This is a genomic window from Thioclava sp. 'Guangxiensis', from assembly GCF_045348365.1.
In the GTDB taxonomy this organism is placed as follows: Bacteria; Pseudomonadota; Alphaproteobacteria; order Rhodobacterales; family Rhodobacteraceae; genus Thioclava; species Thioclava kandeliae.
On the sequence record NZ_CP155822.1, the window covers coordinates 637911 to 664872 of the forward strand.

The 26962-nt window shown below is 62.6% G+C and carries 23 protein-coding genes; 12 read left to right on the plus strand and 11 right to left on the minus strand.

Features of this window, described 5'->3' with window-relative positions:
- Positions 1 to 31 precede the first annotated feature (31 nt).
- Genes ABEB22_RS03145 through ABEB22_RS03155 form a run of 3 tightly spaced genes read right to left on the minus strand, consistent with a single transcriptional unit; the run spans position 32 to position 2966 of the window.
- Positions 32 to 1267 (minus strand): phosphopentomutase, encoded by a 1236-nt coding sequence (locus ABEB22_RS03145; protein ID WP_339114304.1) that lies wholly within the window; start codon positions 1265 to 1267, stop codon positions 32 to 34.
- Positions 1267 to 2574, minus strand: a complete 1308-nt coding sequence (locus tag ABEB22_RS03150; protein ID WP_406870798.1) for a thymidine phosphorylase — start codon at positions 2572 to 2574, stop codon at positions 1267 to 1269. The genes ABEB22_RS03145 and ABEB22_RS03150 overlap by 1 nt, the downstream gene beginning before the upstream one ends.
- Complete coding sequence (locus ABEB22_RS03155; RefSeq protein ID WP_339114302.1) at positions 2574 to 2966, minus strand: cytidine deaminase; 393 nt, start codon at positions 2964 to 2966, stop codon at positions 2574 to 2576. Before ABEB22_RS03155 ends, ABEB22_RS03150 begins: the two co-directional genes overlap by 1 nt.
- A 206-nt stretch (positions 2967 to 3172) precedes the next feature.
- On the opposite strand from ABEB22_RS03155, the gene ABEB22_RS03160 reads away from it, so the two are divergent.
- The 3 genes from ABEB22_RS03160 (at position 3173) to ABEB22_RS03170 (ending at position 9305) form a co-directional block, all read left to right on the plus strand.
- A complete protein-coding gene (locus tag ABEB22_RS03160) occupies positions 3173 to 5449 on the plus strand; it encodes an NADP-dependent malic enzyme (RefSeq protein WP_339114301.1) in 2277 nt (758 codons plus the stop codon).
- Positions 5450 to 5684: 235 nt separating this feature from the next.
- On the plus strand, positions 5685 to 7580 hold the full coding sequence (locus ABEB22_RS03165; protein ID WP_406870799.1) for a propionyl-CoA synthetase: 1896 nt from the start codon (positions 5685 to 5687) through the stop codon (positions 7578 to 7580).
- Between the two features lie 339 nt (positions 7581 to 7919).
- Positions 7920 to 9305 (plus strand): sigma-54-dependent transcriptional regulator, encoded by a 1386-nt coding sequence (locus ABEB22_RS03170; protein WP_406870800.1) that lies wholly within the window; start codon positions 7920 to 7922, stop codon positions 9303 to 9305.
- 4 nt (positions 9306 to 9309) lie between these two features.
- On the opposite strand, the gene ABEB22_RS03175 is transcribed toward ABEB22_RS03170, so the two are convergent.
- A complete protein-coding gene (locus tag ABEB22_RS03175; RefSeq protein WP_406870801.1) occupies positions 9310 to 10071 on the minus strand; it encodes an NAD kinase in 762 nt (253 codons plus the stop codon).
- 182 nt (positions 10072 to 10253) lie between these two features.
- On the opposite strand from ABEB22_RS03175, the gene glyA reads away from it, so the two are divergent.
- Entirely contained in the window at positions 10254 to 11546 is a 1293-nt protein-coding gene (gene glyA, locus ABEB22_RS03180; RefSeq protein WP_350936229.1) for a serine hydroxymethyltransferase, read from the plus strand.
- A gap of 96 nt (positions 11547 to 11642) precedes the next feature.
- On the opposite strand, the gene ABEB22_RS03185 is transcribed toward glyA, so the two are convergent.
- Positions 11643 to 12014, minus strand: a complete 372-nt coding sequence (locus ABEB22_RS03185) for a hypothetical protein (RefSeq protein ID WP_406870802.1) — start codon at positions 12012 to 12014, stop codon at positions 11643 to 11645.
- A 97-nt stretch (positions 12015 to 12111) separates the two neighbouring features.
- On the opposite strand from ABEB22_RS03185, the gene ABEB22_RS03190 reads away from it, so the two are divergent.
- Positions 12112 to 12873 (plus strand): alpha/beta fold hydrolase, encoded by a 762-nt coding sequence (locus tag ABEB22_RS03190; protein ID WP_406870803.1) that lies wholly within the window; start codon positions 12112 to 12114, stop codon positions 12871 to 12873.
- Here the strand turns inward: ABEB22_RS03190 and ABEB22_RS03195 are convergent.
- The 4 genes from ABEB22_RS03195 to ABEB22_RS03210 all read right to left on the minus strand — a co-directional run bounded on the left by ABEB22_RS03195 (position 12870) and on the right by ABEB22_RS03210 (position 15493).
- Positions 12870 to 13208: a hypothetical protein gene (locus ABEB22_RS03195; protein WP_406870804.1), complete on the minus strand. Its 339-nt coding sequence runs from the start codon at positions 13206 to 13208 to the stop codon at positions 12870 to 12872. The two genes, ABEB22_RS03190 and ABEB22_RS03195, sit on opposite strands and share 4 nt — an antisense overlap.
- A gap of 68 nt (positions 13209 to 13276) precedes the next feature.
- A complete protein-coding gene (locus tag ABEB22_RS03200; RefSeq protein WP_406870805.1) occupies positions 13277 to 14131 on the minus strand; it encodes a metallophosphoesterase family protein in 855 nt (284 codons plus the stop codon).
- On the minus strand, positions 14128 to 15099 hold the full coding sequence (locus ABEB22_RS03205) for a diacylglycerol kinase family protein (RefSeq protein WP_339114292.1): 972 nt from the start codon (positions 15097 to 15099) through the stop codon (positions 14128 to 14130). The genes ABEB22_RS03200 and ABEB22_RS03205 overlap by 4 nt, the downstream gene beginning before the upstream one ends.
- An 82-nt stretch (positions 15100 to 15181) precedes the next feature.
- On the minus strand, positions 15182 to 15493 hold the full coding sequence (locus tag ABEB22_RS03210; RefSeq protein ID WP_339114291.1) for an antibiotic ABC transporter: 312 nt from the start codon (positions 15491 to 15493) through the stop codon (positions 15182 to 15184).
- Positions 15494 to 15802: 309 nt separating this feature from the next.
- Between ABEB22_RS03210 and ABEB22_RS03215 the strand changes: the two genes are divergently transcribed.
- From ABEB22_RS03215 to ABEB22_RS03230, 4 genes are all read left to right on the plus strand, one after another.
- A complete protein-coding gene (locus ABEB22_RS03215; RefSeq protein WP_406870806.1) occupies positions 15803 to 16942 on the plus strand; it encodes an efflux RND transporter periplasmic adaptor subunit in 1140 nt (379 codons plus the stop codon).
- Positions 16943 to 16954: 12 nt separating this feature from the next.
- Positions 16955 to 20023 (plus strand): efflux RND transporter permease subunit, encoded by a 3069-nt coding sequence (locus tag ABEB22_RS03220; protein WP_406870807.1) that lies wholly within the window; start codon positions 16955 to 16957, stop codon positions 20021 to 20023.
- A 212-nt stretch (positions 20024 to 20235) separates the two neighbouring features.
- The gene (locus tag ABEB22_RS03225; protein ID WP_350936243.1) at positions 20236 to 20646 is read left to right on the plus strand and encodes a hypothetical protein; all 411 of its coding nucleotides are present in this window, start codon (positions 20236 to 20238) and stop codon (positions 20644 to 20646) included.
- Positions 20647 to 20833: 187 nt separating this feature from the next.
- Positions 20834 to 20995, plus strand: a complete 162-nt coding sequence (locus tag ABEB22_RS03230; protein ID WP_339114287.1) for a hypothetical protein — start codon at positions 20834 to 20836, stop codon at positions 20993 to 20995.
- Here ABEB22_RS03230 and ABEB22_RS03235 read toward each other — a convergent pair whose 3' ends face one another.
- Positions 20996 to 22609 carry a GMC family oxidoreductase gene (locus tag ABEB22_RS03235; protein WP_406870808.1) on the minus strand — a complete coding sequence of 538 codons (1614 nt, stop codon included), beginning with the start codon at positions 22607 to 22609 and terminating at the stop codon, positions 20996 to 20998.
- A gap of 211 nt (positions 22610 to 22820) precedes the next feature.
- On the opposite strand from ABEB22_RS03235, the gene ABEB22_RS03240 reads away from it, so the two are divergent.
- The 3 genes from ABEB22_RS03240 (at position 22821) to ABEB22_RS03250 (ending at position 25293) form a co-directional block, all read left to right on the plus strand.
- Entirely contained in the window at positions 22821 to 24131 is a 1311-nt protein-coding gene (locus ABEB22_RS03240) for a 3-deoxy-D-manno-octulosonic acid transferase (protein WP_406870809.1), read from the plus strand.
- Between the two features lie 96 nt (positions 24132 to 24227).
- A complete protein-coding gene (locus ABEB22_RS03245; RefSeq protein ID WP_339114284.1) occupies positions 24228 to 24707 on the plus strand; it encodes an NUDIX hydrolase in 480 nt (159 codons plus the stop codon).
- Positions 24708 to 24852: 145 nt separating this feature from the next.
- Positions 24853 to 25293, plus strand: coding sequence for a DUF1178 family protein (locus ABEB22_RS03250; RefSeq protein WP_339114283.1), 441 nt, complete (start codon positions 24853 to 24855; stop codon positions 25291 to 25293).
- 10 nt (positions 25294 to 25303) lie between these two features.
- Here ABEB22_RS03250 and ABEB22_RS03255 read toward each other — a convergent pair whose 3' ends face one another.
- Entirely contained in the window at positions 25304 to 26815 is a 1512-nt protein-coding gene (locus ABEB22_RS03255) for a pyruvate kinase (protein ID WP_406870810.1), read from the minus strand.
- Positions 26816 to 26962: the final 147 nt, after the last annotated feature.

A 26962-nucleotide genomic window follows, 5' to 3' on the forward strand; every position in this document is an offset into this window, starting at 1 on the left:
TGCGGAACGGTTCGGTCTGTCCCTTATGCTATCAAACGGGACTGTGCAAAAGGAAGCTGTTCCCCGTTTTTTGCATAGCTGGCACGGAAAGGCCCAGATGGCCGGCAACCGAGGCCGCCACATCGACAAACCCCACCTGCCCCAGCGCCCGCACCCCGAGCCCCGCCGCGAGCACGGGCACCCGCTCGCGGGTATGGTCGGTGCCCGCCCAGGTCGGGTCATTGCCATGATCGGCGGTGAAGATCGCCAGATCGCCCGGACGCAGCGTCTCGAGGAAGCGCGCCGCCCCCCGGTCAAACCATTCGAGCGCCCGCGCATAGCCCGACACATTGCGCCGATGCCCCCAGAGACTGTCGAATTCGACGAAATTGGCAAAGGTCAGACTGCCCTCTTCCGCCTCTGTCCCCAGCCGCACCAGATGATCCATCAGATCGGCATCATTCTTGCCCTTGTGCAGATGGGCAATGCCACGATGGCTGAAGATATCGCCGATCTTACCAATTGCATGGGTCGTGCGGCCCGCATCGTGCGCCCAGTCCAGAAGCGTGGGGGCGGGCGGAGCAATGGCGAAATCGCGGCGGTTGGGTGTACGGATAAACCTGCCTTCGCTGCCGGTGAAGGGCCGCGCGATGACCCGCCCGATTTTCATCCCGTGCAGACGCGGGGCGATGTCGCGGCAAAGCTGCAGAAGACGCTCGAGGCCGAAGGTCTCCTCATGCGCCGCAATCTGGAAGACGCTATCGACAGAGGTATAGCAGATGGGCCAGCCCGTGCGGATATGCGCGTCGCCCAGATCCTCGATGATATTGGTGCCCGAGGCATGGCAATTGCCCAAGATCCCTTCCGTGCCCGCGCATCGCGCCACGAAGTCCACCAGATCCGGCGGGAAACTGTCCTGTTTGTCGGGGAAATAGCCCCAGTCCCATGGCACGGGAACACCCGCCAGCTCCCAATGACCCGAAGGAGTGTCCTTACCCTTGGAGATCTCGCTGGCCGCGCCCCATGCCCCTTGCGGTTCGGCCCCAAGCCCGGGGGCCACCTCGCCCGAGGCGAGCCGCACCGCCGCCCCCAGCCCCAACCGGTCGAGCGTTGGCATCCGCAGCGGGCCAGAGCGCCCGTCTTCGGCACGCCCCTGCGCACAGGCCTGCGCGATATGGGCGAGCGTATTGGCGCCGGTATCGGGTGTGCCATCATTGAAAAACGCATCGGCATCGGGGGCACCACCAATCCCCACACTGTCCATCACGATCAGGAAGGCGCGGGTCATCAGGCAAGCCTCTCATGGATCAGCGGTGGCTCTTCGGGGCGGCTGTCGCTCAGCTGATAGGCGGCCTGCACCCGCGCAACCGCGCGTTCGGCGGCCTCGGGGGTGGCGGCATGAACCATCGCCAGCGGCTCGTTCGGCTCGCGGTCCTCGCCGATCATCGCAAGGCTCGACAGGCCGACGCCCGGATTGATGCGATCGCCCGCATTCATCCGCCCGCCGCCCAGCTGCACCACCGTCTCGCCCAAGGCGCGCGTGTCGATCCGCGCGATATAGCCACGGTGCGGTGCCGGCACAGGACGCATTACCGGCACAGAGGGAAGCCGGTCGAGATAATGTTCGACGAAATCATTGGGCCCGCCAAGCCCAGCCACCATCCGCCCGAAGACCTCGGCCGCGCGCCCGCTCTCGAGTGCGGCATCAATCCGCGCCGATCCCTCATCGGCTGTCTTGGCCAGCCCCGCAAGCAGCAAAGCCTCGCCACCTAGGGCCGAGACCACATCCCACAGCGCCTCATTGACCTGATTGCCGGTCAGCGTTTCCATCACCTCGATGATCTCGAGCGCATTGCCGGCCGCGAAGGACAAAGGCTGGTTCATATCGGTGATCAGCGCCGAGGTGCGGCAGCCCGCGCCATTGGCCGTATCGACCAGCGCCTGCGCCAGACCGAGGGACTGGTCATGCCCCGCCATGAACGCGCCCGAGCCAGTTTTTACATCCAGCACCAATGCATCAAGCCCCACCGCCAGCTTCTTCGACAGGATCGAGGCGGTGATCAGGTCGATGCTTTCCACTGTGCCGGAGATGTCGCGGATCGCATAAAGGCGCTTGTCTGCGGGCGCGATCCGGTCATTGGCGCCGATAATCGCACAGCCGACCGCGGCCACCAGATCGCGGAAGCTTTCTTCGTCGGGATTGACCGTATAGCCCGGAATGGCCTCCAGCTTGTCGAGCGTGCCGCCCGTATGGCCCAGACCCCGTCCCGAAATCATCGGCACATAGGCGCCGCAGGCCGCAAGCGCCGGTGCCAGCAGGAGCGAGGTGCAATCACCCACACCGCCTGTCGAATGTTTGTCGACCACCGGCCCGCCCAAATCCCAGCGCATGACGCGGCCGCTGTCGCGCATGGCCTCGGTCAGCGCCACCCGTCCCGAGGTGCCGATCCCGCGACACAGGACAGCCATCGCAAAGGCCCCTGCCTGCGCATCTCCAACCGAGCCGTCCACCAGCCCGCGAGTGAACCATTCAGCGGCCTCCACGCTCAGGCCACAGCCATCGCGGACCGTCTCGATCACACGGCGCGCATCCATCAGGCGTTGTCCATATGGCTCTTGTCGAATTGGCCGGGCAGCAGATCGCCGATTGTCGTCTTCAGCGTGGCACCCGACAACGTGCCCAGCGTAACCGGCGTGTCTTTGGCGCCGAATTCGGCCAGCTTCTGGCGGCAGCCGCCACAGGGCGGGACGGGCGTCGGACTATCGGCAATGACAGCGACTTCGGCCAGCTCGGTCTCGCCTGCCGCGACCATTGCCGCAATCGCGCCCGCTTCGGCGCAGGTGCCTTCGGGATAGGCCACGTTCTCGACATTCACGCCCACATAGACCGTTCCCGAGGCCGTGCGTAGCGCCGCCCCGACCTTGAAGTTGGAATAGGGCACATAGGCATTTTCGCGCACCTTGCGCGCAGCATCGAGAAGCGTCATCCCATCATCTCCGGGTCAGCAGACTGTTTGACCGGACTCTGCGCCGAGTAGACAGGCGATGCAAGGCCCCGCCTCCCCGCACAGACGGCCCGCCCCCACGCCGAAGTGATGCGGCCCGCGCGAGACCTGCGACAATTCGCCCCAACAGCCATTTGACCCCACGAGAAAATAGTTTAATACCAAACCAACTCTCATCGGAGGCAAGAATGGAAGACATCCGGTCCGACAAGCCGCGCCATCCGGCGCTCGACTACCACGAATTCCCCAAGCCCGGTAAGCTGGAGATCCGCGCAACCAAGCCCATGGCAAACGGTCGCGACCTTTCCCGTGCCTATAGCCCCGGCGTGGCCGAGGCCTGCCTCGAGATCAAGGCAGAGCCGAAAGATGCCGCCCGCTACACCGCGCGCGGCAATCTTGTGGCCGTGGTCTCGAACGGCACCGCCGTTCTGGGCCTTGGCAATATCGGCGCGCTCGCCTCGAAACCCGTGATGGAAGGTAAGGCGGTTCTGTTCAAGAAATTCGCCAATATCGACTGTTTCGATATCGAGCTGAACGAATCCGACCCCGAGAAACTGGCCGAGATCGTCTGCGCGATGGAGCCCACTTTCGGCGCGATCAACCTCGAGGACATCAAGGCCCCCGACTGTTTCGTGGTGGAAAAGATCTGCCGCGAGCGGATGAATATTCCGGTCTTCCATGACGACCAGCACGGCACCGCCATCGTGGTGGGCGCGGCTGTCACCAACGCGCTGAAGATCGCGGGCAAAAAGCCCGAGGATATCAAGATCGTGTCCACCGGTGGCGGGGCTGCGGGCATTGCCTGCCTCAACATGCTGCTCAAACTCGGTGTGAAGCGCGAGAATGTCTGGCTGTGCGACCTTCATGGTCTGGTCCATGAGGGCCGCAACGAAGACATGAACCCGCATAAGGCCGCCTATGCTCAGAACTCCGACCTGCGGACCCTCGACGAGGTGATCGACGGTGCGGATCTGTTCCTCGGCCTGTCGGGTCCGGGTGTCCTGAAGCCCGAGATGGTCGCGAAGATGACCAAACAGCCGATCATCCTCGCGCTGGCCAACCCCACCCCCGAGATCATGCCCGAAGAGGTGCGCGCAGTGGCGCCCGATGCGATCATGGCCACGGGCCGGTCGGATTATCCGAACCAGGTCAATAACGTGCTCTGCTTCCCCTTCATCTTCCGCGGTGCGCTGGATGTGGGTGCGACCGAGATCAATGACGCGATGAAGATCGCCTGCGTCGAAGGGATCGCTGAACTGGCGCGTATCACCACCTCTGCCGAGGCGGCCGCGGCCTATCAGGGCGAAAAGCTGACCTTCGGGGTGGATTATCTGATCCCCAAGCCCTTCGATCCGCGTCTGATGGGCATCGTGGCGACCGCTGTGGCAAAGGCCGCGATGGAAACCGGCGTGGCCGAGCGCCCGCTGCCCGATATCAAGGCCTACAAGCAGAAGCTCGATAGCTCGGTCTTCAAATCCGCCCTGCTCATGCGTCCGGTCTTCGAGGCCGCGGCCCAGGCCTCGCGCCGGATCGTCTTTGCCGAGGGCGAGGACGAGCGCGTGTTGCGCGCGGCGCAGGCGATGATCGAGGAAACCACCGATACGCCGATCCTGATCGGCCGTCCGGAGGTCATGCAGATGCGCTGCGAACGGGCGGGCCTCACGCTGGATCTCAACCAGACCGAGATCGTGAACCCCGAGAACGACCCGCGCTACCGCGATTACTGGGGCACCTATCACGAGCTGATGGCGCGCCGTGGCACCACGCCCGATCTGGCGCGGGCGATCATGCGCACCAATACCACCGCGATTGCGGGCGTGATGGTGCATCGTAACGAGGCGGATTCGATGATCTGCGGCACCTTCGGCCAATATGGCTGGCACCTGAAATATGTGCGCGAGATCCTTGCGCGCGGGGGCCTGCATCCGGTGGGGGCGCTGTCGCTGATGATCCTCGAGGACGAGCCGCTGTTCATCGCCGATACGCATGTGCACCATTCGCCCACGCCGCTCCAGATCATGGAAGCGGTGATCGGCGCGGCTCGCCATGTGCGTCGCTTCGGTCTGGAGCCGAAGATCGCGCTCTGCTCGCATAGCCAGTTCGGCAATCTCGACACCGACTCGGGCCGCCGGATGCGCGAGGCGATGGATCTGCTCGAAGCGCATGAGGTCGATTTCTGCTTCGAGGGCGAGATGCATGTGGACGCGGCACTCGACGCATCGGTCCGCGAGCGCCTGCTGCCCAGCTCGCGTATGCAGGGCGCCGCCAACGTGCTGGTCTTTGCCAATACAGATGCGGCCTCGGGTGTGCGTAACATCCTGAAGATGAAGGCCAACGGGCTCGAAGTCGGCCCGCTCCTGATGGGCATGGGCAACAAGGCCCATATCGTGACGCCGTCGATCACCACCCGCGGTCTTCTGAACATGTCGGCCATCGCGGGCACGCCGGTCGCGCATTACAGCTGATCGGCACCGGTTTCCGGAAAGCGGGGCGCTCTCGGGCGTCCCGCTTTTTCATGCGCTTTGCAAATATCGACAGAATTTACAGGGCCCACCTTCCCCTTCGTCAATTTGCAAATTATTCTCGTATTTCCGCGCATGACTATGCAAATATTTTCGGCAAAGGCGCAACTTCAGCGGTAACATTGTTGCTAGGGTTCGTCCTGCATCCTACCAAATAGGGAGGTAGGAGGAGGAACCCATGAATTATAAAGAGGTCTATGAGGGCTGGAAGGCGGATCCGGACGGGTTCTGGATGCAGGCCGCCCGCGGCATCGACTGGGAGAAACGCCCGAGCAAGGCCCTGTTCGACGAGAAGGCCCCCGTTTATGAATGGTTCAGCGACGGGATGGTGAATACCTGCTGGAACGCCGTCGACCGCCATGTGGAGGCAGGGCGCGGCGATCAGATTGCGATCCAGCACGAAAGCCCGATCACCCATTCGACCAAGGGTATCACCTATAAGGAATTACAGAACCGCGTTGCCTCGCTTGCAGGGGCCTTGCGGATGCGTGGCATCGAAAAGGGCGACCGCGTCATCATCTATATGCCGATGATCCCCGAAGCCGTGATCGCCATGCTCGCCGTGGCACGGCTGGGCGCGATCCATTCGGTCGTCTTCGGGGGCTTTGCCGCCACCGAGTTGGCGGTAAGGATCGATGATTGCACCCCCAAGGCGATCATCGCCGCCTCCTGCGGGCTCGAGCCCAATCGGGTGGTCCATTACAAGCCGCTGCTGGATCAGGCGATCGATCAGGCCGCCCATAAACCCGAATTCTGCGTCATCCTGCAACGCGAGCAGGAGGTCGCCAAGCTCGTCGACGGGCGCGATTTCAGCTGGCACGGTTTCCAGTATGGCGTGCGCCCTGCCGAATGCGTACCGGTCGAGGGCAACCATCCCGCCTATATCCTCTACACTTCCGGCACCACCGGCCAGCCCAAAGGCGTGGTGCGCCATACGGCGGGCCATCTGGTCGCGCTGCAATGGTCAATGAAGGCGATCTACAATATCGAGGCGGGCGACAGGTTCTGGGCGGCCTCGGATGTGGGTTGGGTCGTGGGCCATAGCTATATCTGCTACGGACCGCTTCTGGCAGGTGCCACCACGGTGGTGTTCGAAGGCAAACCCGTGGGCACGCCGCATCCGGGCGTCTTCTGGCGCATCATCCAGAACCAGCGGATCAAGAGCTTCTTCACCGCGCCCACAGCCCTTCGCGCCATCCGCCGCGAGGACCCCGATGGCGAATGGATCCGGCGCTACAAGCTGCATGACCTGCAGGCGATCTTCCTAGCCGGCGAGCGGGCCGACCCCGCGACGGTGGAATGGGCGCAGAAACATCTGGGCGTGCCGGTGGTCGACCACTGGTGGCAGACCGAGACCGGCTGGGCAATCGCGGCAAATCCCATCGGCATCGAGACCCTACCCACCAAACCGGGCAGCCCCTCGGTGCCGATGCCGGGCTATGACATCCATATCCTCGATGATGAGGGCAATCCCATGCCGCAGGGCGAGCTGGGCGCGATTGCCATCAAACTGCCTCTGCCCCCCGGAACGCTGCCCACGCTGTGGAATGCCGAGGACAGGTTCCGCAAAAGCTATCTGGAACATTTCCCGGGCTTTTACGAGACAGGCGATGCGGGCTATATCGATGCGGACGGTTATGTCTATATCATGGCCCGCACCGATGACGTCATCAATGTGGCGGGCCACCGCCTCTCGACCGGCGCGATGGAGGAGGTTCTGGCCTCCCATCCCGATGTGGCGGAATGCGCGGTGATCGGGGTCTCGGACGCGCTGAAGGGCCAGATGCCGCTCGGGTTTTTATGCCTCAATGCGGGCTGCGGGCGGGCACATAACGAGATCATCCGCGAATGCCTCGGCCTCGTACGCGAGAAGATCGGCCCCGTAGCGGCCTTCAAGACCGCCTGCGTGGTCGACCGGCTCCCCAAAACGCGCTCCGGCAAGATCCTGCGCGCGACGATGGTCAAGATCGCGGATGGCCAGCCCTACAAGCTTCCCGCCACAATCGATGATCCAGCGGTCCTGACCGAAATCGAAGAGGCGCTGCACGGTCTGGGACTGCCCAAAACCGCCTGAATCCTCTGCCAGGCACCGCGGGACCTACCCCCGGTGCCTGCATATCCACCCGATGCTGGCCTGATAACCTTTTTCAAAGATCCGTGCGCTAGGACTGGGAAACATAGAGTCCTTTTAAGCGCACATGATCAAATCAGACCTCTTTCTCGCAGCCTCCCCCCGCCGGACAGATTTTCGGAAGGATGCGGCGTTTGATCTGCCCCGGACGCAACTCAACCTAAGGCGGAAAGGTAGTCCGCAGGGCATCCTTGAGGCAATTAGGTTTATGAACCTCGCGATTGTTACGATAAAAGAAACAGTATCCTGTATCACTTGCCCATTAGCCGAAGAACAGCCGGTATGATGAATTCTGCTCCTGTGCCCCTTCCCGACCCCAACCCGATCCCTGTTCTGGTTGTCGAGGATATTGCCAGCGTGCAGCATGTCTATATGGCCCAGTTGCAGAAGATGGGGCTGGTGCCCCATTCTGCCGAGAATACCAGACAGGCAATGGCGCTATTTGCCCAGCACCCCTACCCGCTTGTCCTTCTGGATCTGATGCTGCCGGATGGCGACGGGATGGATCTGATCGCGCAGATGCGCGCAGAAGCTCCCCATACCCAGATCATCGTCATCACCGCCGAACGCATGGCAGAGCGCGCGGTGACAGCGATGCGCGCTGGCGTGTTCGATTACCTGACAAAACCGGTGAGCGAGCCGCGCCTACAGTCCGCGATAAACCGCGCGCTGGCGCAAATCCGCGGCCAGCGCGCCAGTGGCAGCCCGTCTCCGGGGGCGGTGGGCGCCTTTATCGGTCAGTCCGAACAGATGGCCGCGCTTTACGACCGTATCCGGCAGACGGCGACCTCGGATGCCTCGGTCCTGATCGTGGGCGAATCCGGCACCGGTAAGGAAATCTGTGCCGAGGCCATCCACCGGCTATCTCCGCGCGCGGGCAACCCGTTCGTGGTCTTCGACTGCTCGGCCATCCGGGCTGACCGCTTTGAATCCGAGCTGTTCGGCCATATGCGCGGGGCGCTACCCGGTGCAATCTCCGATCATGCGGGGGCTGCCATCCGCGCCGATGGCGGCACGCTGTTTCTCGACAAGCTGACCGAGCTCGACCCCGCGCTTCAGGGCAAATTACTGAGGTTCTTGCAGAACCAAAAGGTCCGCCCTGTCGGCAGTCCGACCGAGAGACAAGTTGATCTGCGCATCGTCAGCGCCTCGGACATCCCGCCGCAGGACGCCGTAGAGCAGGGCAAACTGCGTGCTGATCTGCTCTACCGGCTCTGCGTTGTGGCACTTCATATCCCGCCCCTTCGCGAGAGACGCGAGGACATTGGCCCGCTGGCCGAACATTTCCTTCGGAAATTCGCTGCACAGGAACAGCGGGGCTTCACCACCATTCCGGAGCAGACATTGCATCGCCTGCAAACCGCCCTCTGGCCGGGAAATGTGCGCGAGTTGATGAACATGATCCGCTCGGCCGTGATCCTCAATGACGGGGATGCGCTGACGCTCGACATGCTGCCGCAGATCAGCGAACCGCCCCCGCAGAATGATACGCCGCTCGACGCGCTGGCAGCGTTCGATGGGGAAAGCCTTGCCCAGATCGAACGGCGGATCATCGAATACCGGCTCGCCCGGAATGATCAGTCCGTGCCGCAGACAGCGCGCGGGCTGCAAGTGGCGCCCTCGACGCTCTACCGCAAGCTGGAGACATGGCGCGCGACCGAAGAATGAGCGTTCAGGCGAATTGCTCGTTCATCAGCCGCTCTTCCAGACCATGCCCCGGATCGAAGAGGATACGGTGCGAGATGCGGCGCTCCAGCTCGATCTCGACCCATTTGACCGGATGCACCGAACGGGAATCGGCATCTGCCATCACAGGCCGCTTCATCGGTTCCAGCACCTCGAACCGGACCTTTGCCTGATCAGGCAGAATCGCCCCGCGCCATCTGCGGGGCCGGAAGGACGCGATACCGGTCAGCGCAAGCACCCCTGCCCCGATCGGCAGGATCGGCCCATGCGCCGAATAGTTATAGGCCGTCGATCCGGCGGGCGTGGACAGGATCGCCCCGTCGCAGATCAGCTCGCTCATCCGTACGCGCCCGTTCACCGAGATCCGGAGTTTCGCCGCCTGCGGACCAGCACGAAGAAGCGAGACCTCGTTGATTGCCAACGCCTTGTGGATCTCGCCATCCGCGGTCTGGGCAGTCATCGAGAGCGGATGGATCACGGCCTCTTCCGCAGCCTCCAGCCGCGCCTCGAGATCCTCGAAACCATATTTATTCATCAAAAAGCCGACCGTGCCGCGATTCATCCCGTAGACGGGCAGATCCAGCCCCTCATGCAGGGTCTGCAGCATGAACCCGTCGCCGCCCAGAGCCACCAGCACCTCGGCCTGTGTCACCGCGCACTGGCCGTAATGCGCGGTAAGCGCCTTGAGCGCTGTCTGCGCAACCTCGCCACGCGATGCGGTGAAATGGATTTTATTGCGAAAGCGCACGAGCCTTCTCCTTCATTCGACCCGAAGATAGATCAAGCACGGGCATGAAAGGCAATACAATCCCGACCGCAAGTCCTCCCCCTGCCGCCATTCGTCGCATATTTGTCGCCTATAGCGCTTTCCGCCAGAGATTTTCTGCGATAAACGGTGCACGAAAATTCCTTACCCGGGAGATCCGAGAGATGACCGAACAGCGTGATGCAGGCTTCTTCACCGAAAGCCTTGAAACCCGTGACCCCGAGCTGTTTGGCTCGATCCGCAACGAGCTTGGCCGCCAGCGCGACGAGATCGAACTGATCGCCTCCGAGAACATCGTCTCGGCAGCGGTGATGGAAGCCCAGGGCTCGGTTCTGACCAACAAATATGCCGAAGGCTATCCGGGCAAGCGCTATTACGGCGGCTGCGAGTTCGTCGATGTTGCCGAAAACCTCGCCATCGAGCGCGCAAAGCAGCTGTTCGGGTGTGAATATGTCAACGTCCAGCCGAACTCGGGCTCGCAGGCCAACCAGGGTGTGTTCACCGCCCTGCTGCAGCCGGGCGACACCATTCTGGGCATGTCGCTGGATGCAGGCGGCCACCTGACCCACGGTGCCAAGCCCAACCAGTCGGGCAAATGGTTCAACGCCGTGCAATATGGCGTGCGCCGTCAGGATGAGCGTATCGACTATGACCAGATCCAGGAACTGGCCAACGAGCACAAGCCGAAGCTGATCATCGCCGGTGGTTCGGCCATCCCGCGTCAGGTCGACTTCGCCAAAATGCGCGAGATCGCCGACTCGGTTGGCGCTCTGCTGATGGTCGATATGGCGCACTTTGCCGGTCTGGTCGCAGGCGGTCAGCACCCCTCGCCCTTCCCCTATGCCGATGTGGCCACCACCACCACCCACAAGACCCTGCGTGGTCCGCGTGGCGGCATGATCCTGACCAATGACGAGGCGATCGCCAAGAAGATCAACTCGGCCATCTTCCCGGGCATTCAGGGTGGTCCTCTGATGCATGTGATCGCGGCGAAAGCCGTGGCCTTCGGCGAGGCGCTGCGCCCCGAGTTCAAGGTCTATGCCGAGCAGGTCGTGAAAAATGCGCAAGCTCTTTCGGACGAGCTGATGAAAGGTGGCCTGAACATCGTCACCGGCGGCACCGACACCCATGTCGTGCTGGTTGACCTGCGCCCGAAAGGCGTGAAGGGCAACGCGACCGACAAGGCTCTGGGCCGTTCGCACATCACCTGCAACAAGAACGGCGTGCCCTTCGACCCCGAGAAGCCGACCGTGACCTCGGGCGTCCGTCTGGGCACCCCCGCAGGCACCACCCGCGGCTTCAAGGAAGAAGAGTTCCGCCAGATCGGTCGCATGATCGTGAAGGTCGTGGACGGTCTGGCCGCTAATGGCGAAGACAATAACGACGCGGTCGAGGCCGAAGTGCGCGAGGAAGTCGCGGCACTCTGCGCCAAGTTCCCGCTCTACCCGAACCTCTGATCCGGTTCGAACCAACCGAAAAGGCCCCGGAATTCCGGGGCCTTTTCCATATCCGCGCTCAGGATCGCCAGGCGGCCCGCAGCGGGGCCGGCCCTCTCAAAGCTGCCCGTGGACTATGGCATAAGCCAGCATCGCGCCACCGGTGAGCACGATAAGGAAAACGATCCCCGTGATCACCTTCAGCACCCCCTGCACCAGCCTCTGCTCCGCCCCCAGAGGCTCCAGATACTTGATACAGATACGATAATTCCGGTCGGTCTTTTTCTGATCGACCTGTTTCATCAACTTGGGCGCCCCCATCATCGGCTCGAGCCTCGCCAGCTCGCGGGCGGCCACCCGCACACGGCGTGGCAGCGCGCGGGCACGGTGGTTGATCCGTTCGCCAAGGCTCGCCCCCTTGGCCCCCAGCCGCTTGGCCAGCAGCCTAGACACATGATCCACTTTGTCTTGAAATTCGGCAGGGTTCATCGCGGGCTCCTTTGCAGGCAAGCTAGCCCTGCGACCGCATGGGGACAAGCGTTGAAACCTCTGGCATTGCGCGGGCCCGCGCGCTAGCAATGGGCCCATGTTGAACGTGCTCTCCCAAGGTAGCCCCACTGGCAAGCCCCCGCTTCTGATCGTCCACGGTCTTTTCGGATCCGCCCGTAACTGGGGGGTCATCCAGAAACGCCTGTCGGACGGGCGCGAAGTGCTGGCTGTAGACCAGCGCAATCACGGCGACAGTCCTCAGTTGGACAGCCAGAGCTATTTCGATATGGCCGGGGATATCGCGCAAGTGATCGAGGCGCATGGCGGCAAAATGGACGTGCTAGGCCACTCGATGGGCGGCAAGGCGGTGATGGTGCTGGCGCTCACGCGACCGGAGCTGATCAACCGGCTGATTGTAGCCGATATCGCGCCGGTGGGTTATGCCCATTCACAGAACTCCCTGGTGCGCGCGATGAAGGGCCTCGATCTGGAGGGGCTGACACTGCGCTCGGAGGCCAATCGCCGCCTATCGGAGACCGTTGCCAGCGAGCCCGTGCGTGCCTTCCTGCTGCAATCGCTGGATCTGAAATCCGAGCCTGCACAGTGGAAACTGAACCTTGATGTGCTGGAACGGGAGATGGACAAGATCGTCGGCTTCCCCGATGTGACAGGCTCCTTCAACGGCGAGACCCTTTTTGTCTATGGCGGCGCTTCGGACTATGTCCGCCCCGAATTCCAGCCGAGGATCGACGCGCTTTTCCCGCAGAACAGCATGGTCAGGCTCGAGGGCGTCGGGCATTGGCTCCATGCCGAGAAACCGCGCGAGTTCGAGGACATTATCCGCGAATTTCTGGATTAAGCCCCACACTCAAGCCGGAACCTCGCCTCGCCCGTATCCCCGGGCAGCGAGGGGGATCTGAGCGGGCCACTCGAGGGGCTGGTCACCTTGCAACCGGTCGTCGCTTCGGCCGCGCGACGCATAAGGGGCGGCACCCGATCACGCTCGCGCAATGTCAGATACCCCATGCGGATCACCTCGGCATCGCCTCCGCGGTCAAACACCACAAAGCGGATACCGTCGAGCGTGATCTCGTGGCGTTCGGCATTGAAGAACTGGGGGGCGGGTTGGGCACCACAGCCTTGCAGGAGCATCACACATCCTGTGACCACACAAGCAGCAAATTCTCTACGCATGGTGCCCTCCCCTCTTTGACGGAGTAGGCATAGCATGGCCGGATGATGGTTAAGGCTTGGTAAACAGCTTACGGGGCAAAGGCCACCGACCGGATCATATCGTGGGAGGTCGCCTCGATCGGGCTTGGAGAAGCGACCTCCGACCAATCCTGCGCGGTCTTGCGGAAATGCCGCACGGCCTCCGGCGCAAACTTTCCCTCAGAACTCGAAAGATAGCGCGTGATAGACACCTCGCCCGCCGTCTGGTGTTCCAGCAGATTGAACATATTGGGAGTGCCCCGCAGCCGCGTCGACAGCCCCGTTCCCGCCTGCACGAACAAAAGCCCGGGCGCCGCGTGGAATGGCGCGGCAGATCCCTCGTGAAGATGTCCCGACAAAACAATATCCGCACCGCATTTCGACAGCCGCCTGAGCGCGTGGGAAGCACCCTCCATCAACTTCTTGTCGGTCTCCGGCCCATGTTCGAGCGGATGATGCATCACAACGATTCGCAGAGCATCGCGCGGCACTGCAGAAAAGCTGCTGCACACGCGGCGGATGGTATGCGGGCCGATCCGTCCGCGCTGCCATTTGAACCGGTTGACGGTGTTCACGCCGACCACATGCACACGCGCGTCGCGCCATTCGGGCTCCAGCTCGCGGTCGATCGCCTGCCGGTAACGCCGCCACGGCGTAACAAAGCGCACCAGAACATTATCCAGCGGCGTATCATGGTTGCCCGGAACCGCCAGCACGGGCGCTTTGATCCGGTTCAGGAAAGCGCGCGCCTGCGCAAACTGATGGCGCCGTGCACGCTGGGTAAAATCACCCGAAACGATCACCAGATCAGGGGCAAGCTCGTCGATCTTGCGCAGAAGAGGCCGCTCCAGCCGTGGATCGGTCTTTCCGAAATGGAGATCGGAGAGATGGATGATACGTCTCATGTCTCCTCGCTCTCCTCGGGAATAACAATGGTCAGCGGCTCGGGGTGCATACGGAATTCGAAAGGCGCGTTCATCCGTGCCTTTTCGCCATCAAAGGCCAGCAGCGCGCGACGTTTGTCGAGCAGGCTGACGGTAAACTCGCGGCAGCGCAGCACATCGTAATCCCGACCCTCCTGCACCTGCCGCGTCACCAGCCGCCATGCCAGACGGAACAGCTCGCCACGGGTCTTGCCCTTGGCGATGAGAACGGCGAATTTGTCATCGGTGATCGCCCGCACGCCGCGCAATCCGAAGAAATCCAGCTGATAGGCCGAGCGCGCCACGAAAATCAGTGGGGTCGAGCGGGTATCGTGCAGATCCTCGGTCCGGAACTCAACTTTCATAGGTTTCTGGAATTTCAGGAAAGTGCGGATCACCGACCAATAGGCCACCAACCGGTGCCGACCCCAGCGCGCATAGATCGCCTCGCGCGCTTTGAGGATCTTGGGATAGATCCCGAGCGAGGCATTGTTCAGGAACACCTGTCCCTCGACAGTGCCAACCCTGATCTGGCGGGTATCGCCTTTCAGGATCTGGCGCGCGGCTTCGGTCGCATCCTCCGACAGGCGCAGACCGCGGGCGAAAAAGTTGAACGTGCCCAAAGGCAGAACCGCCATCGGGACGTTCTTGCCCAGCATCGCCTGCGCCACGGCCATGACGGTGCCATCCCCCCCTGCGGCCACGATCAGTTCCGCGCCATCAGCAATCGCGCGGTCCACGGCTTTCGAAACTTCCTCATCCGGCGCCCAGCGATAGAGCTTGGCCTCATCGCCAAACACTTCCAGAGCGGCTTCAATGGGTTCTCGCGCCCGAGAATTCTGGCCGGATTTGGGGTTGGCGACCACATAGATGCGCCGGAATTGCGCAGTATCGACAGCCAACGGCTCGGGACTGCGAACCTCTTCTACATCAACCTGAGACAGTGACATGCGTGCGAACTCCTGTGATTACAGGGTGAACGCGAAAACGCCCCACGGGTTTCATGGGGCGTTCAAATTCATCGACGCGGTTTCAGAAGACCTGCGCGGGGCCCAGCTTGGATAGGCGCTGCACATTATCCGAGGTATGACGGCTATATTCCTTCACCATCGCACGCATTGCCTGATCCATGGTGCCCCCTGCAAACACGGTGCGGGCGGCGGCTTCGGTCGCGCCGAAACCTGCATCGATTTTCTCGGTAACCATTCGGGTCATTTCATCGGGCGCGGCATGCCAGAGCCCTGCCATTCCCGCCATGCGCATGGCGATCACGGCCTGCGCTTCCCAGCCAAGCCACGCAGTTTCAAGAGGCAGTGAGGCCGAAGCCGTGGGATCGAAGAACATGGGTCACCTTTCTACACCAGACGGGGCCGGCGCAATGCTGCACCTGCAGCATGGCATATTGCTCCCTTACCGTCCATTAACGCGTTTGAGACGCGGTCAGTTACACACGTTTGCGCAAACATGGAAAAGAAACAGCGCCGATACAGCATTTACCTTGCGTCAGTGTTATTTGACCCACAGTTTCTTTCCCCTATGGCACACGAAAACTTTAAGCTTGCTCAAAGAAACGTGACAGGGATAAGAAGACCTAACTGAACCCAATAGTTCAGTTCGATGCTTATTATTCCCCGCAGGCTAATCGGAGCCACCATGTTCAGACGACTCCTCTCCCCTACCATTGCCATTATCCTTCTGATCGTGGTCGCCGGTGGCATCATCGGTTTCAACCTGTTCCGCGAGAAAATGATCGGTCAGTTCTTCGCCACGATGCAGGCTCCGCCCGTCGTGGTCTCTGTCACCGAGGTCCGCCCCGTCACATGGACACCGGGGATCGAAGCCATCGGCACCGCCAATGCCGCCGAAGGCACCGATCTGGCGGTCGAGGCCGCAGGGATCGTGCGCGAGATCAACTTCACCGCCAATGCGGAGGTCAAACAGGGCGATCTTCTCGTGCAGATCGACGACCGTCAGGAGCGCGCCGATCTGGCAGCGGCTCAGGCCTCGCTCGAACTGGCGCAGACCTCGCTTGAACGGGCGCAGAAACTCAGCGACCGCGGCGTTTCGGCCGTCTCCACACTCGATAGCGCGATTGCCGATGCCACCACTGCCCGTTCCAGCGTCGAGAAGCTGAAAGCCGCGCTTGAAACCAAACGGCTTCTGGCCCCCTTCGATGGCACGATCGGTATTCCACAGGTGGATCTGGGCGAATATGCCACCGTCGGCACCACCTATGCCACGCTGCAAAATGCCTCGAAAATGCATGTCGATTTTACCCTCTCCGAGCAGCAGGTCCGCAATGTCTCGGTGGGTCAGGATGTGCAGGTGACCTCCGAAATCGGCGGCATCACCCGCGAGGGTAAGATCGTCGGGATCGAACCCAAGATCGATGCCAATTCCCGTCTGGTCGGGGTGCGAGCGATGATCCCCAACGAGGACCGCGCGCTGACGCCCGGCCAGTTCCTGCAGGTGCGGGTGATCCTGCCGACCGAGGACGGGGTCATCGCCCTGCCGCAAACCGTCATCACCTCGAGCCTCTATGGCGATAGCGTCTATGCGGTGCGCGACGAGCAAAGCGATGGCGAGACACGCCAGATCGCCAAACAGGTCTTCGTGAAACTGGGCCGCCGTTCGGGCGATATGGTCGAGATCACCGACGGCGTGACGGCGGGCGACAAGATCGTCAATGCCGGCCAGAATCGTCTCAATCCGGGGGCGACCGTCACCATCGACAATTCCGTCACCCTGCCCGCCGATCCGGGTAGCGATATCGCGCCCGACGCCTCGAAATAAGGACGACGGATCATGCATTTCACCGAAATCTTCATCCGGCGGCCCGTGCTGTCGATGGTCATCGGCGCCTTCATGCTGCTGATCGGGGCGCAGGCCTTCTTCAACCTGCCGGTCCGTGAATATCCCGAGGTCGACGAGACCGTGGTGACCATCACCACCACCTATCCGGGGGCGGCGCCCGACCTCATTCAGGGCTTTATCACCGCGCCGATCTCGGCGGCGGTGGCCACCACCGAGAATATCGACTTCGTCACCTCCTCCTCGCGGCCATCGGTCTCGACCGTCTCGGTCAATATGAAACTCGGTGCCAATCCCGATGTGGCGCTGACCGAAGTGCTGGCCAAGGTCCAGCAGGTGCGCTCCGATCTGCCCGATGGCGCGGAAGATCCGCAGATCGTCAAGGGCACGGGGATGACCTTCGCACTGATGTATCTGGCCGCGACCAACCCCAATATGACGCAGGAGCAGCTGACCGAATATCTCGACCGCGTCATCCGGCCCCGTATGTCCACCATTCAGGGCGTGGCCGAGATCCAGATCATCGGCGGCTCGACCTATGCGATGCGCGTCTGGATCGACCCGAAAAAACTCGCGGCACGCGGCGTGACCGCGGCAGAAGTGCTGCAGGCCATTCAGGCCTCGAACTTCCTGTCGGCCCCCGGTGCGACCGAGAACGATTTCTATACCCAGTCGATCACACTCAAATCCACGCTGTCCTCACCCGAGGCGTTCGGCGCACTGCCAATCCGTGGCGAAGGCGATAGCGTCATCCGGTTGCGCGATGTGGCACGGGTGGAGCTGGCCTCGGACGAATCCGGCGAGATCGTCAGCTTCAACGGTCAGTCGGGCACCTTTATCGGCGTGATGCCGACGCCTGCGGCCAACCCGCTCGACACGGCTCAGGCGGTGATCGACGCGCTCCCCGCCATCAACGCCTCCCTGCCCGAGGGCATGGAAATTCAGAACGTCTACGACTCCACCGAGACCATCTCGGCCTCCATCGAGGAGGTGTTCCACACGATCGCCGAAGCCGTGATCATCGTGGTGCTGGTGATCTTGCTGTTCCTCGGCTCGGTGCGCTCGGTTCTGATGCCCATCGTCACCATCCCGCTCTCGCTCGTGGGGGTGATGGCGGTGCTTCTGGCGCTGGGATACTCGATCAACCTGCTGACATTGCTGGCAATGGTTCTGGCCATCGGTCTGGTGGTGGATGACGCCATCGTGGTGGTGGAAAACATCCACCGCCATATCGAGGACGGCATGAAGCCGATCCCCGCCGCTGTCAAAGGCATGCAGGAGATCACCGGTCCAGTGATCGCGATGACCATCACGCTGGCCGCCGTTCTCGCACCGCTGGCCTTTACCGGCGGCCTCACGGGGGCGCTCTTCACCGAGTTCGCCTTCACTTTGGCCGGATCGGTGATCCTGTCGGGCATTATCGCGCTGACCATCACGCCGATGATGTCGGGGCGGATCCTCAAATCGGGGCATGCAGGCGGTTTCCAGGGCTTTGTGGACCGCATCTTCGAAAAGCTCGCGGGCTTCTACGAGCGCCGCGTGACCGGATCGCTGAACATGCGCTGGGTCACGCTGCTGATCGTGTTGGTGCTCGTAGGTACCACCGGCTTCATGTTCACCAAAACCTCCACCGAACTGGCCCCCGAAGAGGATCAGGGCGCGCTCTTTGCCATCATGAAGGGCCCCAAATACGCGACCGACCGCTATACCTCGGCCTATATCAAGCAGGTGGACGAGAACACAAAGGACATCCCCGAGGTGCGGCAGAGCTTCTCGATCGCGGGCTTCGGCGGCGATGACGGTCAGGGGATCGAGATCTGGCAGCTCAAGGACTGGGCCGATCGCGATCGTTCGCAGGCCGAGGTCCAGCAGGATATTCAGGCAGGGCTGAACAGATCGCCGGGCCTTCAGGGCTTCGCCTTTGCGCCGCCTACCCTGCCGGGGGCCGGTGGTGGCCTGCCGATCTCGGTCATCATCCAGTCGGTCAACAGCTCGTCCCGCGTGGCCGAAGTCTCGGCGGAGATCACCCAGAAGGCCATGCAGTCGGGCAAGTTCATCATCGTGCAGAACTCGCTCAGCTATGATGCGCCCGAGGTGCAGGTGACCATCGACCGTGACCGCGCCGCCTCGCTCAATGTGCCGATCAGCCAGATCGGGCAAACGCTGGGCCTTCTGGTGGGCGGTGGCTCTGTCGCGCAGTTCGACCGCGATTCGAACAGCTATGACATCATCACGCAAGTGCCGCGCAACTTCCGCCAGAACCCCGAGGAGCTGGGCAATTACTTCGTGCGCGCCTCGACCGGCGAAATGGTGCCGCTCTCGGCGCTGGTGAAGATCGAAGGCGGCGTGCGTTCTGCGGCCATCGAGCAGTTCAACCAGCTCAATTCTTCCACCATCACCGCCCTCCCCCTGCCCACGGTTTCCACCGGTGAAGGTCTGGCAGAAATCCAGAAAATCGCCAACGAGACCATCCCCGACGGATTCTTCATCGATTATTCCGGCCAGTCGCGGCTGGAGGTCACGCAGGGCAACACCATCGTCATCGCCTTTGCGGCGGCCATTCTGGTGATCTATCTGGTGCTGGCCGCGCAATTCGAGAGCTTCCGCGACCCCTTCATCATCCTGATGACGGTTCCGCTGACGATCTTCGGGGCGCTCCTGCCGCTCAATATCGGGCTCGGCACACTCAACATCTACTCCCAGGTCGGCCTGATCACCCTTGTGGGCCTGATCACCAAGCACGGGATCCTGATGGTCGAGTTTGCCAACCAGCAGCGCGAGGAGCACGGGTTGATGCGACGCGAGGCGATCATCGCCGCCGCTCGCACCCGCCTGCGCCCGATCCTGATGACCACCGCCGCCATGGCGCTTGCGGTGATCCCGCTGGTGATCGCCGAGGGCGCAGGGGCTGCGGCCCGTCAGGCGATGGGGGTCGTGATGTTCTCCGGTCTGATCATCGGCACGCTCTTCACCCTCTTCGTGGTGCCGATGTTCTACACCTTCATCTCGCCCTCCGATCAGGCATGGCGCAAGGCCCGTGAACGGAAGATAGCCGCAGGCTGAGCCATAAGACAAGCCACTCAGGAAAGGCCCCGATGATCAGTCATCGGGGCCTTTTGAACTTAATAGTTCAGTTTCAAGGGGCGTTTATGTTTTTTTCCGCACATCAAAAGGATAGTTTTGGGGAATTACCTATTGAGGTGCACATTGCTAGATATCACTCATCAAGAACACGCCGGATGGCACTGACCCGGCACATCACTGGAGATAGAGATATGAAAACCATTCTGACCACCGCCGCCCTGATCGTTGCAGCAACCGCAGGTATCGCTTCGGCTCAAAGCAATGACGCACAGCTCGCAGCCCTGCTGAACGTGAACGGCGCCGAATTCACCACCGCCGAGCTGAACAACATCAACGAAGCCCGTCGTGATGGCGATGTCGAGAAAGCCAACTACTTCCTGAACCACGAGAACCGTGCGGATGCCTCGGCAGGCAGCCACGGCAAAGCACAGCTGGCCGCACAGCTGGGTGTGAACGCTTCCGACTACACGCTCGCCGAGCTGGTCACCGTCGACAGCGCGCGCCGCGACAACAACATCCAGAACGCCGATTACGTTCTCAACGGGACCTCGCGCACCTCGGTCGCACCGATCGCGACTCCCTATATCGGCACCGGTCGCTAAGCGGACCATGCGCCCCGGCCTTCGGGCATAGGGCAACACGAACGGCTATCGGGAGAGATCCCGGTAGCCGTTTTCCATTTATCCGGGCAACGCCCGATTTGGCCCAGCGCGGGCGGATCGCCCCAAGAACAGACTTGCCGGATATGCCGCGCTCTGGCAGGGAGATAGAAGCCAAGGAGACCAGATCATGGATTACAGCAAATCCGGCAATGCGCCCTCTGACAAGAATGCGCCGCGCCACGCCGAACATAACGCCAAGGGCAGCGACAAGAACCCCTTCGGTGGCAAGGCGGATAAAGCCGCCCTGCTGGCCCGCATGAAGGCCGCAGCCAAGAAGACCGAGAAGTAATCACTCGGCCGCCATACTGCCCGCGCGTGCATCCTCGAGGATCATGCGCGCGGCTTTCTCGGCGATCATCATGGTCGGTGCATTGGTATTGCCCGAGGTAATGGTCGGCATGATCGAGGCATCGGCAATGCGCAGCCCCTCGACCCCGCGCACGCGTAGCCGCGTATCGACTACCGATTCGTCATCAATCCCCATTCGGCAGGTGCCGACGGGATGGAAGATCGTCGTTCCGATATCCCCCGCAGCCCCGATCAGCTCCTCGTCGCTCTGATAGCGCATCCCGGGTTTGTATTCCTCGGGGTTGAAACGGGCAAAGGCGGGCTGGCTTGCCACATGGCGCACCTGACGGATCGCCCGTGCCGCAACCAGCCGGTCCCCTTCGGTCGAGAGATAGTTCGGCGCAATCACCGGATGCTCGCGGAAATCGCCCGAACGTATATGGATCGAACCACGGCTTTCGGGGCGCAGGTTACACACGCTGGCCGTCATGCCGGGGAAGGGGTGCACCGCATCCCCGAATTTATCAAGGCTCACCGGCTGGACGTGATATTCCAGATCGGGCGTGGCTTTCTCGGGCGAGGATCGCGTGAACACCCCCACCTGACTGGGCGCCATCGCCATCGGCCCCGAGCGCTTGAGCGCATATTCCGCCCCGATCATGGCTTTGCCCCAAAGGGTCGAGGCCATCGTGTTCAGACTTTTGACGCCTTGCACCTTATAGACCAGCCGCAACTGCAGATGGTCCTGCAGGTTCTCCCCCACATTCGCGCTTTCAATGCGGGGGGTGACACCCATTCCCGCCAGTGTCTCGGCCTTGCCGATCCCCGAGAGTTCAAGCACCTGAACGGACCCTACCGCCCCTGCGGACAGGATCACCTCATGGGCAGATACCTCATGGCTCTGGCCCTGCCGATGATAGACCACGCCTGTGACCCGACGCCCCTCGAGGCGCAGCCTCTCGACCTGTGCACCGGTGCGGATCTCCAGATTGGGGCGCGATTTTACGGGGTTGAGAAACGCCCGCGCGGCAGACCAACGCCAGCCACTACGCTGGGTCACATGGAAATACCCGCCGCCTTCATTGGTGCCGGTGTTGAAATCATCACTTCGCGGAAAGCCCGCCTGCTCCGCCGCCTCCAAGAACGCATCCAGAACATCCCAGCGCACACGCGCCTTTTCCACCCGCAGAGGCCCTCCCGCGCCATGCAGATCCGAGGCCCCGCGATAGAAATCCTCCTGCTCCATGAACAAAGGCAGGACATCATCCCAGCCCCAGCCTGTGCATCCCAGCTGGCGCCAGCCGTCATAATCGGCCGCCTGCCCGCGCATATAGATCATCCCGTTGATCGACGAGCACCCGCCAAGGATGCGCCCACGCGGATAGAGAAGTTCGCGCCCGTTCAGCCCTGCATCCGGCGCGGTCTTATAGCCCCAATCGGTGCGCGGATTCCCGATGCAATACAGATAGCCCACCGGAATATGCACCCAATGGTAGTTATCCTTGCCACCCGCCTCCAGAAGCAGAACACGGTTGCGCGGATCCGCGCTCAGGCGGTTGGCCAGCACGCAGCCCGCCGAACCCGCCCCGATGATCACATAATCGAAATTGTCCATAATACTCCTCCCTGTTAATCCCTGTAAAATAGCAGAAGCACCCGTTCGGATGCGCTTCCTTCCCCAAGGAAAGCTTCGCAACGGATCGGGCGCTTGGCAAGCCCGCTGCGGATGGGGGCGATGTCGTTGCCGCTATAACCCTGCGTCCGGTAACCTTTGGCCCCAAGGTCGCGTCATCTTGGCTTGCATCTGCGGTCGTGGCAGGTTTTGGATGCCGCGCACCCCCTGCCTGTTCGAGGATCTGCCTTTGCTGCGTTACCGCCTGCTCCTGTCCCTTGCCCTACCCTTGCTGCTTGCCCATCTCCTCTGGGGCTGGGCGCGCGGGCGGCAAAGCCGCACGGGGCTGGCGGAGCGGCTGGGTGGCCTGCCATCCGGCCCGAGCCAGCCCCTCCCCCATACAGCCCGACCGGTCTGGCTGCATGCGGCCTCCAATGGCGAACTCACCTCGGCCCGTCCGGTGCTCGACTGGCTCGTGACGCAGGGCCATAGCCTGCTCATCACCACCAACTCTGCTACCGGACAGGATCTCGCACGAAACTGGCGCGAGGCCGGCAGCCTGCCGCCAGGCACACGGATCGTTCTGGCCCCTCTGGACGCGCGCTGGGTGCTGCGCCGCTTCCTGCGCCATCACCGCCCCTCGGCTCTCATCGTCATCGAAAATGAGATCTGGCCCAACCGTTTCGCCCTCATGCAAGAGGCGAACCATCCCTGCCTGATGCTCGGAGCGCGGCTGTCGGAGGGCTCGGCGCGGTTCTGGCAGCGCCTCTCCCCCGGCAACGTCCTTGCAGGGCTAACGGCCGTCTCTGCACAGGAGGCCGCTTCCGAGGCACGCTTCCTGCGCTTGGGAGTCCTTGCGACCCACCTCCTCCCCCGGATTAACCTCAAAACGGCTGTCGTCCCCCAGAACCTGCCACCGCTCGCCCCCTGGCCCGCAGACTGGACCCGCCAAAACACATGGCTTGCGGCCTCGACCCATGAGGGCGAGGAAGAACTGATCCTCGAGGCCTTTTCCACAGCCCTTGCATCCCGCCCCGAGCTGCGTCTGATCCTTGCGCCGCGCCACCCGCGCCGCGCTGCAGAAATCACCCGCATGATTACCACCCGTGGCTTTACCCTCGCGCGCCGCTCGCAGGGGGAGCCGCCCTCAGGGCCGGTCTATCTGGCCGATACGCTGGGCGAGATGGGCCATTGGTATGGCCGATCCGCGGCCTGTTTCACCGGAGCTTCCTTCGTTCCCAAAGGCGGCCATACCCCGTTCGAGCCGCTGGTCTATGGCTGCGCCCTGTTCCACGGTCCGCATTTCGAGAATGCGCGCGAAGCCTATGAGCGGCTCGATGCCTGCGGCGGCGCCCGCCTTCTGCCCGATGCAGATGCGTTGGCACAAGCAATGGCCACCCTCACCCAGCCCGACTTCCGTGCGATGTCGGACGCTGCCCGTTCGGGTCTCCCCGAGACCGATCCTGCCTATTTAAGCGGCTTTCTCACGCAGCTTGCCCCCTTAATACCACCTCCAGATGTATAAATTCATCTATATGTCATTGGCGGGTCACCGGAATGCGCTAGATTTGTGGAAAAGGCGCAAACACCGCCCCCTCCCAACAGGCAGCCCGCAGACCCAATGAAACTCGACCGCAAGCTCAGTCTTCTCGAACGCACAGCGCTTGGCAAATCGGCGCAGGAAGCAGCCCTTTGCCTGCGCATGAAGGCCGGACGGCTGCAGGTGCTGATGATCACCTCGCGCGATAGCGGCCGCTGGATCCTCCCCAAAGGCTGGCTGATGAAAGACTGTGCCGCAGGCGAGACCGCGCTGTGCGAGGCATGGGAAGAGGCGGGCGTTGTGGGCCGGCTTTGCGAGGATGGCCCCGTCGGCCATTACACCTACCAGAAGCTCTTCGAGGACGGCATAACCCGCCGTTGCAATGTCGATCTGCATGTGGTCCGCGTGATCCGTTTGGAGGCAAAATTCCCCGAAAAAGGCCAGCGCCGCCGCAAATGGATGGACATCTCCAAAGCCGCGACATCGGTCATGGAACACGATCTGGCGCGCCTGCTGCGGGAATTGCCCGACCAGCTCCCTGACCGGTTGCCGCAGCTATAAATCTTGCGTTTACTGCAATCATGCTTAAGTAAACCCGAGCACGAAAGTGCAGGCCCTCGATCGGGGCCGTTCAATCGGGAAGCTCCGCTCCGTGCCGGATCAGCATTGGCCACAGGGCGCGGGCGGGGTGTTTTAGGGTAGATCCATGATCCGCTACACGCTGAAATGCGCAGATGGACATCAATTCGACGGCTGGTTCGCCTCCGGAGAGGCCTTTGACACGCAATGCGCCAAGGGACTGGTCACCTGCGCGGTCTGCGGCTCTGCCGATGTGTCGAAGTCCCTGATGGCCCCGTCGGTGCAATCTCCCCGCAAAATGGCCGCCGCCCCAGCGCAAAAAGCCCCCTCGCTGAGCGCTCCGGCCAGCGAGATGGAAGCGGCCATGGCCAAGCTGCGCGAGCATATCGAGAAAAACTCGGATTATGTCGGCGATGATTTCGTGCGCGAGGCCCGTGCCATGCATGAGGGCGATGCTCCCGAGCGGGCGATCCATGGTGAGGCCAAGCCCGACGAGGCCCGCGCGCTGCTGGAAGACGGGATCGGCATCATGCCCCTGCCCTTCGCGCCGCGCCGCAAAACCAACTAGCCCCAGCCCGCTATGCGGACCAGCGGACGAAGCCTCCAAGCCGCGCGCTGGTCCTCGTCATGAACCGCTCGGCCCGCAGCAGGACCTCCGACATTTCCCCGATCGCGCGAATTGTATGCGGCCCGTGCTCAAGCATAACGCAATCGGCCGGATGGCTCAGCGCTGCCTCGTTCCACTCGGCACGGCTCTGACGCCCCTCCTGCACCAGCCGCTCCATGAGGCCGGGCGCCCAGAGCACCGGCACCTCTGCCGCACGGCACAGCCAGAAGATCGTGTCCTGCACCTCGCTCAGCCGCGCATAGCCCAGCTCGAGCGCCAACTCGGGGCGCGAGATCATCACCCCCACCCCGCAGCGCCCGCCGGTGGCCACGATCAGATCGGGAAGGTTGTGCCATGCCTGCGCTGTCTCGATGCGCAGAATGATCACCGGCCACGGCCCCTCCGGCTGGAGCCGTTCCAGCTCTGCGAAGAACGCCTGCACCGCCTTCGGGGTCTGCAACGAGACGCTGAGATTATCGGCATGGCGCAGGGCCACCTCCAGCGCGGGCAGATCCTCCGGCCCGAGCGGTGGTAACTCCGGCTCGGCGCCGGCAAGACTGACCGGCATCCCCGGTTTGAGCCGTGCGCCCCGTGGAGGTGTCGCGGTCACCTCTACCCGCACCCTGTCGGGACCGCTACGGACGACCTCTCCCTGCAACTTGCCCCCGTTAATCCGAATCACACACCCCTCTGCCAGCGCCTCCCAATGGGCGGGCTGGCTGAGCGTGATACGGGGAACATCGCCCTTGACCAGTTTTTCGACGACCTCGAACCGGTCGCCGATGCGCAACCGGCCATGGCCGCCGATCATCCGCGCCACTCGGCAGTGCGGCCCGGCAAGGTCGATCTGCACCGGCACCCGCCGACCCAGATCCTGCGCGACCTCGCGGGCCATCTGTGCCAGCCCGCTCCAGTCCTCCGGCCCGCCCGAGGACAGATCGATGCGCAGCGCATCGGCGCCTGCCCCGATCAGGTGTCGCAGATAGCTCTCGGCAGTGCGCGGCTCGCCGCCCTCCGGCGGGGTGGTGATGCAGTTGATCCCGAGGCTCGCCATGATCCGTGCATGTGGCGCGTGCCGACGGGCGCCAAACATCTGCCCGCGCCGCGCGGCAAGCCGTGCAGGCCCCGCAGCAAAGACCTCGACCGGCGGATAATCAGCCACGGCCTGACCGGAAATCAGCGCCAGAGACGCCAGAACCGCATCGATCGAGGCCCGCAGATGCGGTTCGGCACGGTTGAGCGAGGAAATCCCGAAAGAGGCGAAAGGCGCCTCGAACGGGGCCAGCTCGCCCGGCGCAAGCGAGAGGTAATCCGCCAGATTGCGGGCTGAGGGGTAGAATTCGGGACGTTTGATCCAGTCATCCCACAGGTCCATCTGCCCCTGCGCGCGCTCGTCCATCGCCATCCGCAGCCCCGTCAGCGCCGTAGACAGCCCCGTCGCCTGCGCTTTGCGCTCTTCCATCTCGCGTTCGTGCAAGCTCATAGGCTCCTCCTCCCGAGACAGGACACATGCCAAGGATCCGACGGCACCGGTCTATCAAGGCCGCCGCGCCCTCGCTACCGCCCCACAACGACATTCTTATGACAGAAGCGATGGATCACCATATCGCCACTCTTGCGCAGGGGTAGC

Coding starts and splice junctions, on each gene's coding strand:
- ABEB22_RS03145 (WP_339114304.1), bottom strand. CDS start 1,267: ATGACCCGCGCCTTCCTGATCGTGATGGACAGTGTGGGGATTGGTGGT.
- ABEB22_RS03150 (WP_406870798.1), bottom strand. CDS start 2,574: ATGGATGCGCGCCGTGTGATCGAGACGGTCCGCGATGGCTGTGGCCTG.
- ABEB22_RS03155 (WP_339114302.1), bottom strand. CDS start 2,966: ATGACGCTTCTCGATGCTGCGCGCAAGGTGCGCGAAAATGCCTATGTG.
- ABEB22_RS03160 (WP_339114301.1), top strand. CDS start 3,173: ATGGAAGACATCCGGTCCGACAAGCCGCGCCATCCGGCGCTCGACTAC.
- ABEB22_RS03165 (WP_406870799.1), top strand. CDS start 5,685: ATGAATTATAAAGAGGTCTATGAGGGCTGGAAGGCGGATCCGGACGGG.
- ABEB22_RS03170 (WP_406870800.1), top strand. CDS start 7,920: ATGATGAATTCTGCTCCTGTGCCCCTTCCCGACCCCAACCCGATCCCT.
- glyA (WP_350936229.1), top strand. CDS start 10,254: ATGACCGAACAGCGTGATGCAGGCTTCTTCACCGAAAGCCTTGAAACC.
- ABEB22_RS03185 (WP_406870802.1), bottom strand. CDS start 12,014: ATGAACCCTGCCGAATTTCAAGACAAAGTGGATCATGTGTCTAGGCTG.
- ABEB22_RS03190 (WP_406870803.1), top strand. CDS start 12,112: ATGTTGAACGTGCTCTCCCAAGGTAGCCCCACTGGCAAGCCCCCGCTT.
- ABEB22_RS03195 (WP_406870804.1), bottom strand. CDS start 13,208: ATGCGTAGAGAATTTGCTGCTTGTGTGGTCACAGGATGTGTGATGCTC.
- ABEB22_RS03200 (WP_406870805.1), bottom strand. CDS start 14,131: ATGAGACGTATCATCCATCTCTCCGATCTCCATTTCGGAAAGACCGAT.
- ABEB22_RS03205 (WP_339114292.1), bottom strand. CDS start 15,099: ATGTCACTGTCTCAGGTTGATGTAGAAGAGGTTCGCAGTCCCGAGCCG.
- ABEB22_RS03210 (WP_339114291.1), bottom strand. CDS start 15,493: ATGTTCTTCGATCCCACGGCTTCGGCCTCACTGCCTCTTGAAACTGCG.
- ABEB22_RS03215 (WP_406870806.1), top strand. CDS start 15,803: ATGTTCAGACGACTCCTCTCCCCTACCATTGCCATTATCCTTCTGATC.
- ABEB22_RS03220 (WP_406870807.1), top strand. CDS start 16,955: ATGCATTTCACCGAAATCTTCATCCGGCGGCCCGTGCTGTCGATGGTC.
- ABEB22_RS03225 (WP_350936243.1), top strand. CDS start 20,236: ATGAAAACCATTCTGACCACCGCCGCCCTGATCGTTGCAGCAACCGCA.
- ABEB22_RS03230 (WP_339114287.1), top strand. CDS start 20,834: ATGGATTACAGCAAATCCGGCAATGCGCCCTCTGACAAGAATGCGCCG.
- ABEB22_RS03235 (WP_406870808.1), bottom strand. CDS start 22,609: ATGGACAATTTCGATTATGTGATCATCGGGGCGGGTTCGGCGGGCTGC.
- ABEB22_RS03240 (WP_406870809.1), top strand. CDS start 22,821: ATGCCGCGCACCCCCTGCCTGTTCGAGGATCTGCCTTTGCTGCGTTAC.
- ABEB22_RS03245 (WP_339114284.1), top strand. CDS start 24,228: ATGAAACTCGACCGCAAGCTCAGTCTTCTCGAACGCACAGCGCTTGGC.
- ABEB22_RS03250 (WP_339114283.1), top strand. CDS start 24,853: ATGATCCGCTACACGCTGAAATGCGCAGATGGACATCAATTCGACGGC.
- ABEB22_RS03255 (WP_406870810.1), bottom strand. CDS start 26,815: ATGAGCTTGCACGAACGCGAGATGGAAGAGCGCAAAGCGCAGGCGACG.